This window comes from Candidatus Terasakiella magnetica (assembly GCF_900093605.1).
Taxonomy (GTDB): domain Bacteria; phylum Pseudomonadota; class Alphaproteobacteria; order Rhodospirillales; family Terasakiellaceae; genus Terasakiella; species Terasakiella magnetica.
Genome location: NZ_FLYE01000023.1, coordinates 255,252 through 270,267 on the forward strand (window position 1 = coordinate 255,252; position 15,016 = coordinate 270,267).

Annotated in this window: 14 protein-coding genes; 6 read left to right on the top strand and 8 right to left on the bottom strand. The window is 46.4% G+C overall.

Annotation, left to right across the window (positions count from 1 at the left end; translation table 11 throughout):
• Position 1 precedes the first annotated feature (1 nt).
• The 3 genes from MTBPR1_RS10470 to MTBPR1_RS10480 all read left to right on the top strand — a co-directional run bounded on the left by MTBPR1_RS10470 (position 2) and on the right by MTBPR1_RS10480 (position 1,286).
• Complete coding sequence (locus MTBPR1_RS10470) at positions 2–556, top strand: Crp/Fnr family transcriptional regulator (RefSeq protein WP_069188956.1); 555 nt, start codon at positions 2–4, stop codon at positions 554–556.
• An 89-nt stretch (positions 557–645) separates the two neighbouring features.
• A complete protein-coding gene (locus tag MTBPR1_RS10475; protein ID WP_240492881.1) occupies positions 646–1,086 on the top strand; it encodes a FliM/FliN family flagellar motor switch protein in 441 nt (146 codons plus the stop codon).
• Entirely contained in the window at positions 1,083–1,286 is a 204-nt protein-coding gene (locus MTBPR1_RS10480) for a hypothetical protein (RefSeq protein ID WP_069188957.1), read from the top strand. The genes MTBPR1_RS10475 and MTBPR1_RS10480 overlap by 4 nt, the downstream gene beginning before the upstream one ends.
• Positions 1,287–1,288: 2 nt before the next feature.
• Here the strand turns inward: MTBPR1_RS10480 and MTBPR1_RS10485 are convergent, their stop codons facing one another.
• The 3 genes from MTBPR1_RS10485 to guaA all read right to left on the bottom strand — a co-directional run bounded on the left by MTBPR1_RS10485 (position 1,289) and on the right by guaA (position 5,887).
• The gene (locus tag MTBPR1_RS10485; protein WP_069188958.1) at positions 1,289–3,025 is read right to left on the bottom strand and encodes an ATP-binding protein; all 1,737 of its coding nucleotides are present in this window, start codon (positions 3,023–3,025) and stop codon (positions 1,289–1,291) included.
• Positions 3,026–3,176: 151 nt separating this feature from the next.
• Entirely contained in the window at positions 3,177–4,181 is a 1,005-nt protein-coding gene (locus tag MTBPR1_RS10490) for a response regulator (RefSeq protein ID WP_069188959.1), read from the bottom strand.
• A gap of 152 nt (positions 4,182–4,333) precedes the next feature.
• A complete protein-coding gene (guaA, locus tag MTBPR1_RS10495) occupies positions 4,334–5,887 on the bottom strand; it encodes a glutamine-hydrolyzing GMP synthase (protein WP_069189041.1) in 1,554 nt (517 codons plus the stop codon).
• 163 nt (positions 5,888–6,050) lie between these two features.
• On the opposite strand from guaA, the gene MTBPR1_RS10500 reads away from it, so the two are divergent.
• The gene (locus tag MTBPR1_RS10500) at positions 6,051–6,668 is read left to right on the top strand and encodes a TetR/AcrR family transcriptional regulator (RefSeq protein ID WP_069188960.1); all 618 of its coding nucleotides are present in this window, start codon (positions 6,051–6,053) and stop codon (positions 6,666–6,668) included.
• Here MTBPR1_RS10500 and MTBPR1_RS10505 read toward each other — a convergent pair.
• The 5 genes from MTBPR1_RS10505 to MTBPR1_RS10525 form a co-directional block, all read right to left on the bottom strand.
• Complete coding sequence (locus MTBPR1_RS10505) at positions 6,665–7,459, bottom strand: TSUP family transporter (RefSeq protein ID WP_069188961.1); 795 nt, start codon at positions 7,457–7,459, stop codon at positions 6,665–6,667. The genes MTBPR1_RS10500 and MTBPR1_RS10505 overlap by 4 nt on opposite strands.
• A gap of 16 nt (positions 7,460–7,475) precedes the next feature.
• On the bottom strand, positions 7,476–8,762 hold the full coding sequence (locus MTBPR1_RS10510; RefSeq protein ID WP_069188962.1) for an RsmB/NOP family class I SAM-dependent RNA methyltransferase: 1,287 nt from the start codon (positions 8,760–8,762) through the stop codon (positions 7,476–7,478).
• A gap of 84 nt (positions 8,763–8,846) precedes the next feature.
• On the bottom strand, positions 8,847–10,310 hold the full coding sequence (gene guaB, locus MTBPR1_RS10515; protein WP_126465168.1) for an IMP dehydrogenase: 1,464 nt from the start codon (positions 10,308–10,310) through the stop codon (positions 8,847–8,849).
• Positions 10,311–10,441: 131 nt separating this feature from the next.
• The gene (locus MTBPR1_RS10520) at positions 10,442–11,155 is read right to left on the bottom strand and encodes an RlmE family RNA methyltransferase (protein ID WP_069188964.1); all 714 of its coding nucleotides are present in this window, start codon (positions 11,153–11,155) and stop codon (positions 10,442–10,444) included.
• Positions 11,156–11,255: 100 nt separating this feature from the next.
• Positions 11,256–12,281 (bottom strand): Ppx/GppA phosphatase family protein, encoded by a 1,026-nt coding sequence (locus tag MTBPR1_RS10525; protein ID WP_240492882.1) that lies wholly within the window; start codon positions 12,279–12,281, stop codon positions 11,256–11,258.
• Positions 12,282–12,898: 617 nt separating this feature from the next.
• Here MTBPR1_RS10525 and MTBPR1_RS10530 point away from each other — a divergent pair.
• A complete protein-coding gene (locus MTBPR1_RS10530; RefSeq protein ID WP_069188965.1) occupies positions 12,899–13,159 on the top strand; it encodes a DUF4212 domain-containing protein in 261 nt (86 codons plus the stop codon).
• A gap of 22 nt (positions 13,160–13,181) precedes the next feature.
• Positions 13,182–14,957 carry a sodium:solute symporter family protein gene (locus MTBPR1_RS10535; RefSeq protein WP_069188966.1) on the top strand — a complete coding sequence of 592 codons (1,776 nt, stop codon included), beginning with the start codon at positions 13,182–13,184 and terminating at the stop codon, positions 14,955–14,957.
• Positions 14,958–15,016: the final 59 nt, after the last annotated feature.

A 15,016-nucleotide genomic window follows, 5' to 3' on the forward strand; every position in this document is an offset into this window, starting at 1 on the left:
AATGGTTCAGAACTCTCAAGACCAGTTTGAACGCCGCAAGGTGAGAAAAGGACGTCGCCTGTTTAATGAAGGTGAAACAGGCGACTTTGCTTATATTGTCGAAACTGGTGAAATCACCGTTTATAAGAATATCGAGGGCAATGATATTGAGTTGTCTGTTCTTCATCCCGGTGAGATTTTTGGTGAAATAGCTGTGCTAGATGGGCGCAGGCGTATGGCCTCAGCCAAGGCAACAATGGATTCAACATTGATTGTGGTCTCACCCAAGGCACTGGAAGAACGTATTGAAAAAAGTGACAAGTTTGTCAAAACGCTTTTGCAGATTTTAATGAGCAACTTGCGTGATACCCATCGTGCATATGAAGATCAACGTCATACGTTTGAAGGGCATATTCAATCGATCAATCGTCATATTAACGGGATGCGTGATTTGGCCCAATTGAGCCATCAAGATGAGTTTATTGAAGAAGTCTGTCCCAATTTGGTGAAGATGCGTGATAATTGTGATAAACTTTCACAATCACTGGATAAATATAGTGAAAAGATCAAAAGTTAGACTTTTTGTTAACCTTTTTGGTCTTTACTAGGCAGAGTCGGGAGAGGGGATTTTCCCGATTTTTAAAGCGTAAGAGTTAAGAGGCGCTTATGGCGGACGACGAAGACGATGATGATCTCTCCGTAGATTGGGGGGCGGCACTTGAAGAAGACCACAATGCTCCCTCTATGGATGAAGATCCCGATATGGCAGCTGCTTTAGCCGATATTGAGGCTGAAGAAGCGCAAAAAGCATCACAACAAAGTGCTGCACCTAGCACGCTGGGCGATGCTTTGGGCCTTGGGGACAGTGTAGAAGCTGTTTATGACGTTGAAGTTAGTGTTCGTGCTGTGCTCGGTATGGCCGTGATGCCGATGAGCCAAATCCTTAAACTGGGCCGTGGCGCGGTTGTGGAATTGGATCGTGGTGTGGGTGACCCTATCGATGTCTTTTCATCAGACCAGAAAATTGCCGAAGGCGAGGTTGTGGTTGTTGAAGACAAGCTAGCCGTAAGCATCGGTGATATTATGAGGTCGAAGCGAAGCCTATGAAGACTGAAACTGAAATCTACGAAACAGCCAATCAGGTTATCGAAAAATTTGGTGATGAAGCTGCGTTATATGCAGCCATCCGTGGCGATGAATTTGAACGTTTGGGCAATCAGGAAGGCGAGGTTCTCTGGCGTCGCATCACGCGTGCAGTAGAGGTTCTCCAAACTAGTGAGCGCCCACATAGCGCTGTACTTCACTAATTTTATTGAGTTCCAAATTCCTGATAATATCTAGAAACCGCTTGGCGTAAGTCTTGCGGTTTTATGGGCTTGGCAAGACAGCCCTGCATGCCCGCCTTCAGGTAGCTTTCCTGCTGTTGCGGCATGATATTGGCACTGATGGCAATAATGGGTGTGTCTTTATTAGGGCCTGTGCCATTGCGAATGGCAATGGTCGCTTCTTCGCCTGTCATTAATGGCATTTGGATATCCATCAAGATCAAATCAAAATGCTGATCTTGGGTGACCTCAAGGCAACGTTGCCCATTCTCCGCAATAGTGACAGTGTGACCCGCATGTTTAAGGATGGTCATCAGGACTTTCTGATTAATCGCATTATCTTCAGTTAAAAGGAGATTGAGAGCCCCTACGTCTTGTAGGGGGGTGATTGTGCTGTTTTCAACTTCTGCATCTGATGTGGAGAAGGGGAGTTCTAGGTAAAAGGTACTGCCTTTGCCAAGCTCACTTTGAACACTTAAGGAACCATTCATTAATTCTGCAAATTCCTTGCACAGGCTAAGCCCTAAGCCAATGCCGCCATGTTGGCGCGACATGGGGTCATCCACCTGATGGAAACGTTCAAAAATGTCGGCCTGATCTTCTTGAGACAGGCCAAGGCCTGTATCTTTAATATGACAAATAAGTTTTCGCTCAGGGCTGGAGGTCACTTCCATATGAACGTCAACTTTACCCTTATCTGTAAATTTAACCGCATTACTGACCAGATTGAACATGATCTGGCGTAATTTTTTCAGGTCAATCTCACCATGACAGCCTTCCGTAAAGATACGATTGACGTGATAGTCCAAGCCTTTGTTGGTCGCATCAACCTTGAACATAATTTCAATCTCACTGGCAAAATTGCTGAGATTAATGGTCTCTGGATTAAGGGATTCACGTCGTCCGGTGGCTTGTGTGAAATCGATAATATCATTGATAATATCAATGAGATGTTCAGTTGAGTGAATGGCGGTTTGCGTCAGTTGTGTTTTTTCATCTTCATTTTTACTTTCACTGACAAGGCCAAGTGCACCAAGGATGCCGTTTAAAGGCGTGCGTAGTTCATGTGAGACCAAGGCAATAAAATCGTTACGTGCTTTGGCAGCTTGCAAGGCTTTGGCTTTTAGTTTTCTTTCTTTACCAATTTCATAGCGTGCAATGAGCGAGGTAATGAGGAGAAGAATAACAAAGAGCGAGGCGATGCCACTGGTTAAGGTAACAGCCATTCGTTGGGTATCTTGTGCAAGATGGGTCAGGTCAAGTGAGACCTCAATCGCCCCAAGGAAATTACCATCTTTCATAATGGGCAAGAAAGCATCGGCAATAACGCGGTTTTCATGTTCTAAACGTAGGATGCGAACATGTTTTTGGCCACGCATGACCTTGGCAATGAAATAGTCTTCGCGGTTTTCATCACCGATCTTTTGATAATCACCAGACCAGACAACCGTGGCATCATCGGCATAAATTTGAAAGCTATAAACATTGCCTACATTTTTGGCTGTGCCAAGGGTGCGCATATCTTCAATGGTTGGTGGGGCACCATAAAGCAAACGAGGTAAATCAGTAAGGTCACGCTGGACAAACTGCGCCCAATGCAGGCTTTCAGAACGCGCCTGTTCTTGCAGGATTGTCTCCGTGCTTTTTTGAACAATCAACCATGTACCACCCACAGCGATGATGCCGATTGCCAAAATAATGAAAAGAAGCCGATTACCCATTTATATTTCTTTTTATATGAGAACACATCACATGTTTTGCTCATGCAATCTATTCATGCTCTATCCTTTTGAGGCAGCATAGCAAATTCAGTATGTGGATGCTATATGGCAATATACTTATTTGAGGGTTTGAAAAGGTTGAGCACACTCATTAAGCATGTTTTTTTAAATGTTTAAGCAGTTCTTCTTGTGAAGCAACATCAGGTACAGCTTCATTATGTGTAACCGCTGGCGAAGTTTTTTTCTTTTTGACGGGCATTGGGGTGGGACGAGTTGGTTTTTCCTGTGGTTTGCTTACAGGGAAGATGATGTTTTGTATTTTATGATTTACTTGCCTGATTTCATGAACATTTTCTTGGGAGAACTGTTCTGAGCGGGCTTTCACATCTGTGGAAAGTTGCAGAAGGTCTGAGCACAGGTTGATGGCTTGGGTAAAACCAGACATGCCAAGTTTTGACCTGAGTACCATAGAAGCGCGGGCGATTTTATTTAAGGTGAGGGGGATCTCGTCCATTTTCTTATTGGATTGTAAAAGTTCCAGATGGCCTGTGCTGAGCTCAAGTTCAGCAGCATAACGTTCAATGAATTGGTCATTGACCATTTTCTTGGTTTTTTCAATCTGCTGCTTAACTTGAAAGGGTGTTACTTTGATACCGGCTTGATCCAAAGGGTTGGGAACAACAAAGGTGCCGACATGTGATTTCTGATCTGCTCGTGTATCTTTGCGCCGATCTGGCCCAAAATAGTTTTCTGTTGCGAGAAACTTTTTTCGATGATGGGCAAGCATATGTAGATGTTTTTCAAGGTTTAAACCACTGACAGGCTTAATCAAAATATCATCAATCCCAGCATTGACGAGAGAGCGAATGATGCCACTCTCAGCCTTTGTGACAAGGCCGATGATAACCATAAAAGGATTCTTGCCAATTTTATCTTGTCGGATATCACTAATTAACTGACTGAGGCATCCCGCTTCTAAATTCGTATCACAAACCAGCAAGTCAACCGAACTACTCTTGAGGATGTTTTGTAAGGCAGTGAAATTAGCTGCGTGATTGATGTCACTGAAGCCTTTCTGCCTAAGCATGGAAACAAAGGCATGACGGGTTGAAATATTACTTTCACCAAGAACGAGTTTGACAGAATGAGTATCCATAGCCACTTAAACAAATGCAGTTTTGTGAAATTACATAATGTACAGCATTCTAAAGCTGATCAAATGGACAAGAAATCCCCATTTGGTAACTATTGGGACTATGGGATTAAATTAAAAAAAGGGCTGACTTAAAGCCAACCCTTTTAAAAATTTTATTCCCACTCAATGGTCCCGGGTGGTTTACTTGTGCAGTCATAAACGACGCGGTTGATGCCGCGGACTTCGTTGATGATGCGGTTGGAAACGCGTGCAAGGAATTCATGGTCAAAGTGATAGTAATCAGCCGTCATGCCGTCTGTTGAGGTCACAGCGCGCAAGGCACAGACAAATTCATAGGTGCGTGCATCACCCATCACACCAACGGTGCGCACAGGCAAGAGAACCGCAAAGGCTTGCCAGATGGCATCATATAGGCCTGCATTGCGGATTTCTTCCAAATAGATCGCATCGGCTTTGCGCAGGATATCACACAGCTCAGCTGATAAGGGCTGGCCGGGAATGCGAATGGCAAGGCCGGGGCCGGGGAAGGGGTGGCGACCGACAAATTTTTCCGGCAGGCCGAGTTCTTTACCCAGTTCACGCACTTCATCTTTAAACAGTTCACGAAGCGGTTCCACCAGTTTCATATCCATACGTTCAGGCAAGCCGCCCACGTTATGGTGTGATTTGATGGTTACAGAGGGGCCACCAACAAAGGAAACAGACTCAATCACATCTGGATACAGTGTACCTTGGGCAAGGAAGTCTGCCCCGCCAATGGCTTTTGCTTCAGCTTCAAATACATCAATGAACAGGCCACCAATGGTTTTGCGTTTTTTCTCTGGGTCATATTCATCACCAAGGGCGTCAAAGAATTGCGCGGAGGCATCTTTGTGAACCAGCTTGATGTTGTAATGATCACGGAACAATGTCACAACTTCTTCAGCCTCGCCTTGGCGCATAAAGCCTGTGTCTACAAACACACAGGTTAATTGCTCGCCAATGGCTTCGTGAAGAAGGACCGCAACAACCGAGCTATCCACACCACCAGAAAGGCCGCAGATGACTTTTTTGTCACCGACCTGTTTGCGAACCGCTTCAATGGCTTGCTCTTTAAAGGCGGCCATGGTCCAGTCACCTGAACAGCCACAAACCGCATGGGTGAAGTTTTCAATCAGTTGTGCGCCATGTGGGGTATGAACCACTTCTGGGTGGAACTGAACGGCGTAAAATTGCTTTTCTTCATTGGCGACAGCCGCATAAGGCGCACCTTCTGAAGTGGCAACCACATTAAAGCCTGGGGCCAGTTTGGTTACACGGTCACCATGGCTCATCCAGACTTGTTCTTTAGCACCGACTTCCCAGACACCTTTGAAAATTGCGCATTCTTTGTTTACATCAACAAAGGCACGACCAAATTCGTGATGTTCTGATGTTTCAACCAAGCCGCCAAGCTGTTGCATCATGGTCTGCTGACCATAACAAATGCCCAGAACCGGAATGCCCATCTCAAATACTTTTTTGGGTGCGCGTGGTGATTCTTCCCATGTTACAGAAGCCGGACCACCAGAAAGAATAATGCCTTTAGGCGCGTATTCATCCAGAAGTTCGTCTGTCACAAGGTTGAAGGGGTGAATTTCAGAATAAACACCGCTTTCACGTACACGACGTGCAATGAGCTGGGTTACCTGAGATCCGAAGTCGATAATAAGAATGCGATCGGTCATGTGGCCACCATATTTATGGTCTTGAAAGAGGGGCGCAACATACAACAAGCGCGCAAACCCCACAATAGTCATATGGCTCTTGCGGGTATAAAAAACGCTTCCCTTAATATGATAAATATCATATAACATTATATGTTAAATGTCATATTTACGGGTGGAAAAGATGGGTTATCCAGAAGGTCATAAGGAAAAAACGCGCGATCGCATTATCGCAGCAGCGCGAAAACTTTGGAAATCATTGGGCTATCAAGGCGCTAGCGTCGATAAGGTTATGCAGGAAGCTGGCCTGACCCGTGGGGGCTTTTATGCCCATTTTAAATCAAAGGATGATTTATTCTCTCAAGCCTTAGATCAGGATATAGCCCAAGGCTTGATGGAGGAAATGGACGAAGAGGGGGTGAACTCCCTTGATGAGAAAAGAAAGCGCATTATTGATTTCTATTTATCGGTTGAGCATCGCGACCACCCAGAATCTGGCTGCCCTTTAACAGCCCTTACACAGGAAAGCGCGCGTTTGGGGGAGGCACCCAAAACGGTGATTTCAGGTTTAGTACAGCGTTTTAGCAGTTGGATTACAGGGGATAAGCAATCAAAGCAAAGTCTCGCTGCCTTATCCATGATGGTGGGGACCGTGACATTGGCACGTGCGACCAAGGATAGCGCCTTATCGGATGAGATTTTGCAGGCTGCTCATAAAGAGTTAGATAATATGCTTAATGATAATCAGCATAAAGAGTATCTGCGCCGCAAGAGCCTCTCGATCCTCAATAAGCAGGCTTAAAAGACCAAGCTGATCCATTGGCGGATGATATGGTCTGGCGTATCTAAGACAAGCTTTCCCGTCATGGCAAAGCAGATGATGACCAGTAAGGGGCGAATGATTTTAGAACCGTGCTTCATGCTCATATGTGCCCCGACATAGCCGCCAATCATTTGCCCCATGGCCATGATCAATCCCACCACCCAGATGACTTGCCCGCCCAAAATAAAGAAGAGGAGGGAGGCAATGTTACTGGTGAAGTTAAGAATTTTGGTATGAGCAGTGGCCTTAAGCAGGTTAAACCCCATCAAGGTGATGAAGGCAACGGCAAAGAAGGAGCCTGTGCCCGGGCCAAAGAAACCATCATAAAAGCCCAAGGTGAAGCCTGCGATGAAGGAAAAACCCCACAGGCCCACGCGTTGTTTTTGATCCTCTAACCCGATTTTAGGCTTGGCAAGGAAGTAAAGCCCCACAGCCAATAATAAAAAGGGAATGATATCAACCAAAATGCTGGCATCAAGGCGTTGGACCAATAAGGTCCCACTGGCAGAGCCAATGAAGGTCAGCATAATCATAGGCCAAACATCATTGATTTTAAGATGGCCCTTTTTGATGAAATTGGCCGTGGCTGCAAACGTGCCAAAACTGCCTTGAAGCTTATTGGTGGCTAAAGCTTGCACAGGGCTAAGCCCCACACTTAAAAGTGCAGGCAGCGCAATGAGCCCGCCGCCGCCTGCAATGGAGTCGACCCATCCCGCGATGAGCCCAATGCAAAAAAGCATGCCGAGCGTATCAAGGGCGAGGAAATCCATTTAAAACAGGCCGGGTTTAGCTTTGGCGTTGCAAGATTGCGCAGAAGAACCCATCACTTTTGTGCAGGTCGGGGCGCATTTGCATAAACTCACCCTCAAACGGACATTCTGTATCAAAAAGATCAGCCCAAGCTTCGCTAACAGGCAGGACGGTATAATTGTCATGACTGGTGAGGAACTTGGCAATCTGGTCTTCATTTTCGCGTTTGAGCAACGAACAAGTTGCATAAACCACATAGCCACCCGGGCGCACCAGATGGGCGCTGCTATCAAGGATACGTTCTTGACGCCCGATCAGGTCTTCCAACAATTCAGAAGTCATTTTCCAGCGGCTTTCAGGCGCACGACGCCATGAACCAACACCGGAGCATGGCGCGTCAATTAATACGCGATCAAGGCGGGTTTCAAATTGCTTAAGCCATGGATCATTTTCTGCCTTGATGGGGTGAAGGTGCACATTGCTCACCTTGGCACGTTCAAGACGCGGGCGCATTTTATAAAGGCGGGTGGGGGAGATATCCAAGGCGTAAAGGGCGCCTTTATTTTCCATCTCTGCTGCCATGGCAAGTGTTTTACCACCAGCCCCTGCGCAAAAATCCATGACCAATTCACAGTCTTTAGGCTGGGTGAGCAGGGAAATCAGTTGTGAGCCTTCATCCTGAATATCAATCAGCCCCTCTTTATAGGCTTTAATCCCGCCCAGCTTGACCTTTTTCGCACTGCGCAAACCCCAAGGAGAATAGGGCGTTGGTTCAGCCTCAATATTCTGTGCTTTTAGGATTTCAACGGCTTTTGCCTTATCGGGGTGAAGGGCATTGATGCGTATATCAAGCGGGGCTTCTTGGTTAAGAGCGTTGATCACCTCTTCAAAATGCTCACCAAGGGACTCTCTTAAGTCTTTATCCAGCCACTCGGGATATTCAAATCGAATAGGATCGGGTGCGTTTGTGACATCATGGTCAGATAAAAGCGCCAATGTGCCGATTTCTTGGGCGCTTAAGGCCTCTGGCGCATATTGATCCCCAGTAAAAAGACTTTGAACATCTTCTTCTTTAAGGGCGGCATCAATCAGCACGAGTGTGCGCGGGGTTGCTTCAAGTGAAACTTGTTCAGCCAGCCAGCCAAGTTTGGCACGATTGCGCAAAGTCTCATACAGACGCGTATTGATAAAACGACGGTCTTTTGATCCGGCATATCGTCTGGCTTTGAAATAATCCGTGCTCAGTGCATCTGCCGGGCGTTTGCCTTCAAAGACTGCTTCAAGGAGTTCAATAACCGATTGGAGGCGCGCTGCTGGTTTCATGATTTTTTCCCTCGCAAAAAAAGCAGGGGCCTATGTGAGGAGAAAAGAGAAAATGGCTCCTGCTTTCACAGGAGCACAATTTGGTTATTTGGTACCGCTATAGTTTGGTGCTTCACGTGTGATGGTTACATCGTGAACATGGCTTTCGCGAAGACCGGCATTGGTAATGCGGTTAAACTCGCAATTTTTGCGCATCTCAGCAATGGTGCCATTACCCGTATAACCCATGGAAGAGCGCAAGCCGCCAACCATTTGGTGAACGATGGCAGAAGCCTCACCTTTATAAGGAACACGGCCTTCAATGCCTTCTGGCACAAACTTCATATCGTCTTTGACATCAGCTTGGAAATAACGATCGGCTGATCCACGTGCCATGGCGCCCATAGAGCCCATGCCACGATAAGACTTATAAGAACGTCCTTGGTATAGGAAGACTTCACCCGGGGCTTCATGTGTACCCGCCAGCATAGAGCCAACCATGACACAAGAACCACCTGCGGCGATGGCCTTGGCAATATCACCTGAATGTTTAATACCACCATCGGCAATGACCGGAACGCCTTGTTTATCGGCTTCTTCACAAGCATTCATGATGGCAGTGAGTTGAGGTACACCCACACCGGCAACAATACGTGTAGTACAGATGGAGCCCGGACCAATACCCACTTTAACCGCATCCGCACCTGCATCAATCAGGGCTTTTGCTGCGGCACCTGTGGCAATGTTACCACCGATGACTTGTACGTTTGAATGGTGCTTTTTAATTTGGGCAACCTGATCAATTACACCGCGCGAATGACCGTGGGCGGTATCGACCACCAACACATCAACACCCGCATCAATCAGGGCGACAGAACGCTCCCAACCGTTATCACCTGTGCCAGTGGCGGCTGCCACGCGCAGGCGACCATGGTCATCCTTACAGGCATTAGGGTGTGTTTCAGCCTTATCGATATCTTGAACCGTGATCAGGCCGATACAGCGATATTTATCATCAACAACAAGCAGCTTTTCAACGCGTGCTTGGTGGAGCAGGCGCTTGGCTTCTTCACCAGATACACCTTCAGGAACAGTGACTAAGTTGTCTTTGGTCATGAGTTCAGAAATGGGCTGGTTCGGGTTTTCAGCAAAGCGCATGTCGCGGTTTGTGATGATACCGACCAATTTACCAGAACCACGTTCTACAACGGGGAAGCCGGAAAATTTAACTTCTTCTTTTTTGCGAAGGACTTCAGCCAAAGTTGCATCTGGCGGGAAGGTCAACGGGTCTGCGACCATGCCGGATTCAAATTTCTTAACCTTACGAACTTCTGAAGCTTGCTCAGCAATATCCAGATTCTTATGGATGACACCAATGCCACCAAATTGCGCCATGGCAATAGCCATGTTGCTTTCTGTCACCGTATCCATAGCTGCAGAAACAAGGGGAATGCCCAGTTCAATGCCTTTGGTCAGGTTTGTGGATGTATTTGCTGTCGCAGGAAGGACGTCTGATTCTGCTGGTACGAGCAGTACGTCGTCGAAGGTCAAAGCTTCTTTAATAGTCACGGCCATCTCCATATGCTGAGTGTCTGGATTTGGCGCGTTATATATACATAGGTCTTACCAAACTTCCACAAGATTCATACATCCGGTCAAAGTTTTTTTTGCATGTGCGTAAAAAGTATAAGATGACAATCTTAGCTATAGTCGTTTTTACCACGAAAACCGCTGGCAATCAGATAAGTCTCAGATGAATCTTTGCGGCTTGCGGGTGGTTTTGCATGGCGCACAGAAAGAAAAGATTTTTTCAGTTCTTGCAGCAAGGCGGTTTCTGTTCCCCCTGCAAGAACTTTCGCGACAAACCAGCCATTGGGTTTAAGCACTTCTTGTGCAAAAAAAGCCGCTGCTTCGACAAGGGCGGTGATGCGCAGATGGTCAGTTTGTGGATGACCACTGGCCGCAGCCGCCATATCACTTAAGACCACATCAACGGAGCCGCCGATGACTTCTTTTAAGCGATCTGGTGCATCATTTTCCATGAAATCCCCAACCAGCAAGGTCGCACCGGGAATGTCTTCAACTTCTTGAAGGTCGATACCGATGACGTGACCGTCAGGATTTTTCTCTGCTTCAATACGTTCTGCGGCAACTTGGGTCCAACCGCCCGGTGCGCAGCCAAGATCGACAATTTTTTGACCGGGTTTTAAAAACTGGAAACGATCATCAATTTCAATCAGTTTAAAGGCCGCGCGTGAGCGATAGCCCTTGCGACGGGCTTCTTGAACATAAGGGTCATTGAGTTGACGTTGCAGCCACCGTGTGGAAGACGACTTGCGACCACGCGCAGTTTTAACCCGTACGGTTTTGTCGCGTCGGGCTTGGGTGGTTTTCCATTTCTTACTTTGGGACATATCAACACTTATATAAAAGAAGTCATTTGCTAAGCACTACATAGTCTTCTTTATAACAGAAATAAAGTGTTAAGGCAGTAAACTCGTCAAATAGGCCCTTTTAAGGGGTGAGTTCTTGTTCCGTTGTACGCATCAGCTTAAGCAAGATACCTTCACGAATGCCACGATCAGCAATGGTCAACTCGCCCACAGGCCAGAGTTTGCATAAGGCTTCCAAAATGGCGCAGCCTGCAATGACAAGGTCGGCACGGTTGGCCCCAATACAGGGGTGAGCTGCGCGTTCATCCTCATTCATCTCAAGCAAGTTGTGTGAGACACGATGGATTTCATCAAAGGGCAGGTTCATGCCATCTACTTTTGAGCGCAGGTATCTTGGCAGGTTTAGGTGAATGGCACCAAGGGTGGTGACCGTGCCGGATGTGCCCAACATCTGGACCACACCGTTTGCCACTTCATTTACAATGTTATTGCGCTCACTAAATTCTTCAATTTCAGCAAGAACCATTTCTTGGATGGCCTGATAGCTTTCCTCGCTGACTTCATTATTGTGCGCATATTCTTCAGAAACAGTCACAACCCCGATGGGCAGGGAGATAATATCAACGACCTGAGGGTCGCCCATACGGTCAAGCTCAATCCACATGATCTCCGTACTGCCACCGCCAATATCAAAGACAAGGCCTTTGGGTTTTTTCAGGTTTAAAAGAGAGGCACATCCGGTTAAGGCGAGGCTGGCTTCTTCTTCAGGATTAATCGCTTCAAGCTGAAGACCCGTTTCACTTTGAACGCGGGTGAGGAAATCAAGGGCGTTTTCAGCACGCCGGCATGCTTCTGTTGCAACAGAACGTACAAACGAGACATTGCGGTTCTGGATTTTCTTTGAACACACAAGCAAGGCCTTAAGCGTGCGCTCCATGGCATCATCACTTAAGCGACCACTTTGGGCCACATCTTCGCCAAGGCGGGTAATGCGTGAAAATGAGTCAACAACGCGAAAGCCCTGTTTGGTACGCCGGGCAATGAGCATACGGCAGTTATTAGTCCCCAAATCCAATGCAGCATATAAAGGCATGGTCGCAGATTTTGCACCACGGGTATGGCCTTTTCGTTTTTTCCTATTGTGCATGTAATTTGGAGCCACTTTATATAGGTGCCTTTTATTGCTTATTTAATGTGTTACAAATTCCTTACACTCTTTCTATACGAAGAAGCCCTAAATGCGAAAGACATATTGTATAGAAATGTAAAAAATCACGAAAACCATCAAGGGAATAAAATACCGAATTTTGGAAAAAATATACGCCAAAAGAGGTACTTCTTTTGACAGGTCGTAAGTGATTCTAGGTAATTAGCCATGCAGTTTTCGGATTTCAGGCATGAATTAAACGCATATTGCACTGCACAAAGTAAAAAAAGTTGGCGGTAATACCAGAAACTTAGGCTTTGTGCCGTTTTTTAATTAGAGTGGTTCAAGACTAGCGGAAAATAAAGGGTTGCCGGGGTGTGTCGATTAGGGTTTTCTTGTTCGCAAGTGCAAAAACATGTTTGCGAGCCCTACAAAAAATTAAAATTTCTCAATTTTTTTTGCATTGATTGCTGGACCATGGGTCCTTAGTTGCGGTACAAAATTGCGGGTTACGGCGCTTTGTTTGTAATAAAGTTGTCGTATTTTAATTTTTTGGAACAATAAACCGCTGCATTTTTTGTGGCGGAAGCTCTCATTTGTAGGGGAGGCTTTTTTTTATGAGTAATCATGACGGACAAGGCTACTGGGCTGCGAATATTCGCCTCGTAACTTGGCTTCTGGTTGTATGGGCAATCTGTTCATATGGCTTTGGTATTCTCCTGCGTGACGCGCTGGATGCTATGGTACCGTTTGGTGGTGTTGGACTGGGTTTCTGGTTTGCACAACAGGGTTCAATTCTCGTTTTCTTGGCGATCATTGTGATCTATACTAAGAAAATGTCACAAATTGACGAAGATTTCGGCGTACACGAAGACTAATATCGTCTGGGGAATGACTAATATGGATTTAACTACACTAACGTATATCTTTGTGGGCGGCTCTTTCGCGCTCTACTTTGGTATCGCAATTTGGGCCAGAGCTGGTTCTACAGGTGAATTCTACGCTGCGGGTCGCGGCGTACACCCAGTAGCAAACGGTATGGCTACAGCTGCTGACTGGATGTCAGCTGCATCATTTATCTCAATGGCGGGTCTTATTGCCTTTAAAGGTTACGACGCATCTATCTTCTTGATGGGTTGGACTGGCGGTTACGTGCTTTTGGCACTGCTTCTCGCTCCTTACCTGCGTAAATTCGGCAAATTCACTGTGCCGGAATTCGTTGGTGACCGTTTCTATTCTTCTACAGCACGTGTAACAGCGGTTGTTTGCTTGATCGTAGCGTCTATCACTTACGTTATCGGTCAGGTAAAAGGTATCGGTGTTGCATTTGGTCGCTTCTTGGAAGTTGATTACGCAACTGGTCTGATCATTGGTATGGTTACAGTAGCTTTCTACGCCGTTCTCGGTGGTATGAAAGGTGTAACTTACACTCAGATCGCTCAGTACTGCGTATTGATCTGTGCTTACACAGTTCCTGCTGTATTTATCTCTTTGAACCTCACTGGTTCTCCATTGCCACAAGTCGGCCTGTTCTCTGAAACAGAGGGCGGCATTGCTATGTTGACTAAATTGGACATGGTAATCACTGATCTTGGCTTTAAAGAGTACACTGCTCAAAAGGGCGGGATGATGAACATGTTGTTCTACACCTTCTCCCTGATGATCGGTACAGCTGGTCTGCCACACGTAATCATTCGTTTCTTCACAGTACCTAAAGTACGTGACGCACGTGCATCTGCTGGTTGGGCATTGGTCTTCATCGCGATCCTTTACACGACAGCTCCTGCTGTTGGTGCAATGGCTCGTTTGAACCTGATGAACGCTATCCAGGTTGGTGACGTTGGCGCTGCTGATGGTAACTTGAAGTATGACGAACGTCCTCAGTGGTTCAAAAACTGGGAAGCTACTGGCCTTCTGAAATATGAAGACAAAAATGGCGACGGCCGTATCCAATACTACAACGACAAGAACAAAGATTTCGCTGCTAAAGCCGCTGCATGGGGCTGGAAAGGCAACGAGATGGTTAAAGTTGACCGCGACATCATGGTTCTTGCGAACCCAGAAGTTGCACAACTTCCTAACTGGGTAATTGCTCTTGTTGCTGCTGGTGGTTTGGCTGCTGCCTTGTCTACTGCTGCTGGTCTTCTTCTCGCAATTTCTTCTGCTGTATCGCATGACTTGTTAAAGTCTACGTTCATGCCAGAAATTTCTGAGAAACAAGAACTGTTGTATGCTCGTCTTGCTATGATCGGTGCGATCATCTTGGCTGGTTACTTCGGTCTGAACTCTCCAGGTTTCGCTGCACAGACAGTGGCACTTGCGTTCGGTTTGGCTGCATCTTCAATCTTCCCTGTTTTGATGATGGGTATCTTCTCTAAGAAAATGAACAGTACTGGCGCTATCGCTGGTATGGCAGCTGGTATCGGCTCCACTTTGCTGTACATCTTCTCTTATAAAGGTTTCTTCTTCATCAAAGGTACAGAACTGTTTGTTAACACTCCTGCTAACCACATGTTCGGTATCTCTCCAGAAGCATTCGGTACTGTTGGTGCGATCATCAACTTTGCAGTAGCGTTCATCGTGATGAACATGTCTGCTCCAGTTCCGGCTGAAATCGAAGCTATGGTTGAAGACATTCGTATCCCTAAAGGTGCGGGTGCTGCTCAAGATCACTAAGATTTATTCTTAGAGTTCTAAGCGAACCAATCTAAAGAAGCGGGCTCTGCATTTGCAGG

Excerpts from the sequence above, each read along its gene's own strand:
- MTBPR1_RS10470 (WP_069188956.1), top strand. The coding sequence starts at position 2 with ATGGTTCAGAACTCTCAAGACCAGTTTGAACGCCGCAAGGTGAGAAAA.
- MTBPR1_RS10475 (WP_240492881.1), top strand. The coding sequence starts at position 646 with ATGGCGGACGACGAAGACGATGATGATCTCTCCGTAGATTGGGGGGCG.
- MTBPR1_RS10480 (WP_069188957.1), top strand. The coding sequence starts at position 1,083 with ATGAAGACTGAAACTGAAATCTACGAAACAGCCAATCAGGTTATCGAA.
- MTBPR1_RS10485 (WP_069188958.1), bottom strand. The coding sequence starts at position 3,025 with ATGGGTAATCGGCTTCTTTTCATTATTTTGGCAATCGGCATCATCGCT.
- MTBPR1_RS10490 (WP_069188959.1), bottom strand. The coding sequence starts at position 4,181 with ATGGATACTCATTCTGTCAAACTCGTTCTTGGTGAAAGTAATATTTCA.
- guaA (WP_069189041.1), bottom strand. The coding sequence starts at position 5,887 with ATGACCGATCGCATTCTTATTATCGACTTCGGATCTCAGGTAACCCAG.
- MTBPR1_RS10500 (WP_069188960.1), top strand. The coding sequence starts at position 6,051 with ATGGGTTATCCAGAAGGTCATAAGGAAAAAACGCGCGATCGCATTATC.
- MTBPR1_RS10505 (WP_069188961.1), bottom strand. The coding sequence starts at position 7,459 with ATGGATTTCCTCGCCCTTGATACGCTCGGCATGCTTTTTTGCATTGGG.
- MTBPR1_RS10510 (WP_069188962.1), bottom strand. The coding sequence starts at position 8,762 with ATGAAACCAGCAGCGCGCCTCCAATCGGTTATTGAACTCCTTGAAGCA.
- MTBPR1_RS10520 (WP_069188964.1), bottom strand. The coding sequence starts at position 11,155 with ATGTCCCAAAGTAAGAAATGGAAAACCACCCAAGCCCGACGCGACAAA.
- MTBPR1_RS10525 (WP_240492882.1), bottom strand. The coding sequence starts at position 12,281 with ATGCACAATAGGAAAAAACGAAAAGGCCATACCCGTGGTGCAAAATCT.
- MTBPR1_RS10530 (WP_069188965.1), top strand. The coding sequence starts at position 12,899 with ATGAGTAATCATGACGGACAAGGCTACTGGGCTGCGAATATTCGCCTC.
- MTBPR1_RS10535 (WP_069188966.1), top strand. The coding sequence starts at position 13,182 with ATGGATTTAACTACACTAACGTATATCTTTGTGGGCGGCTCTTTCGCG.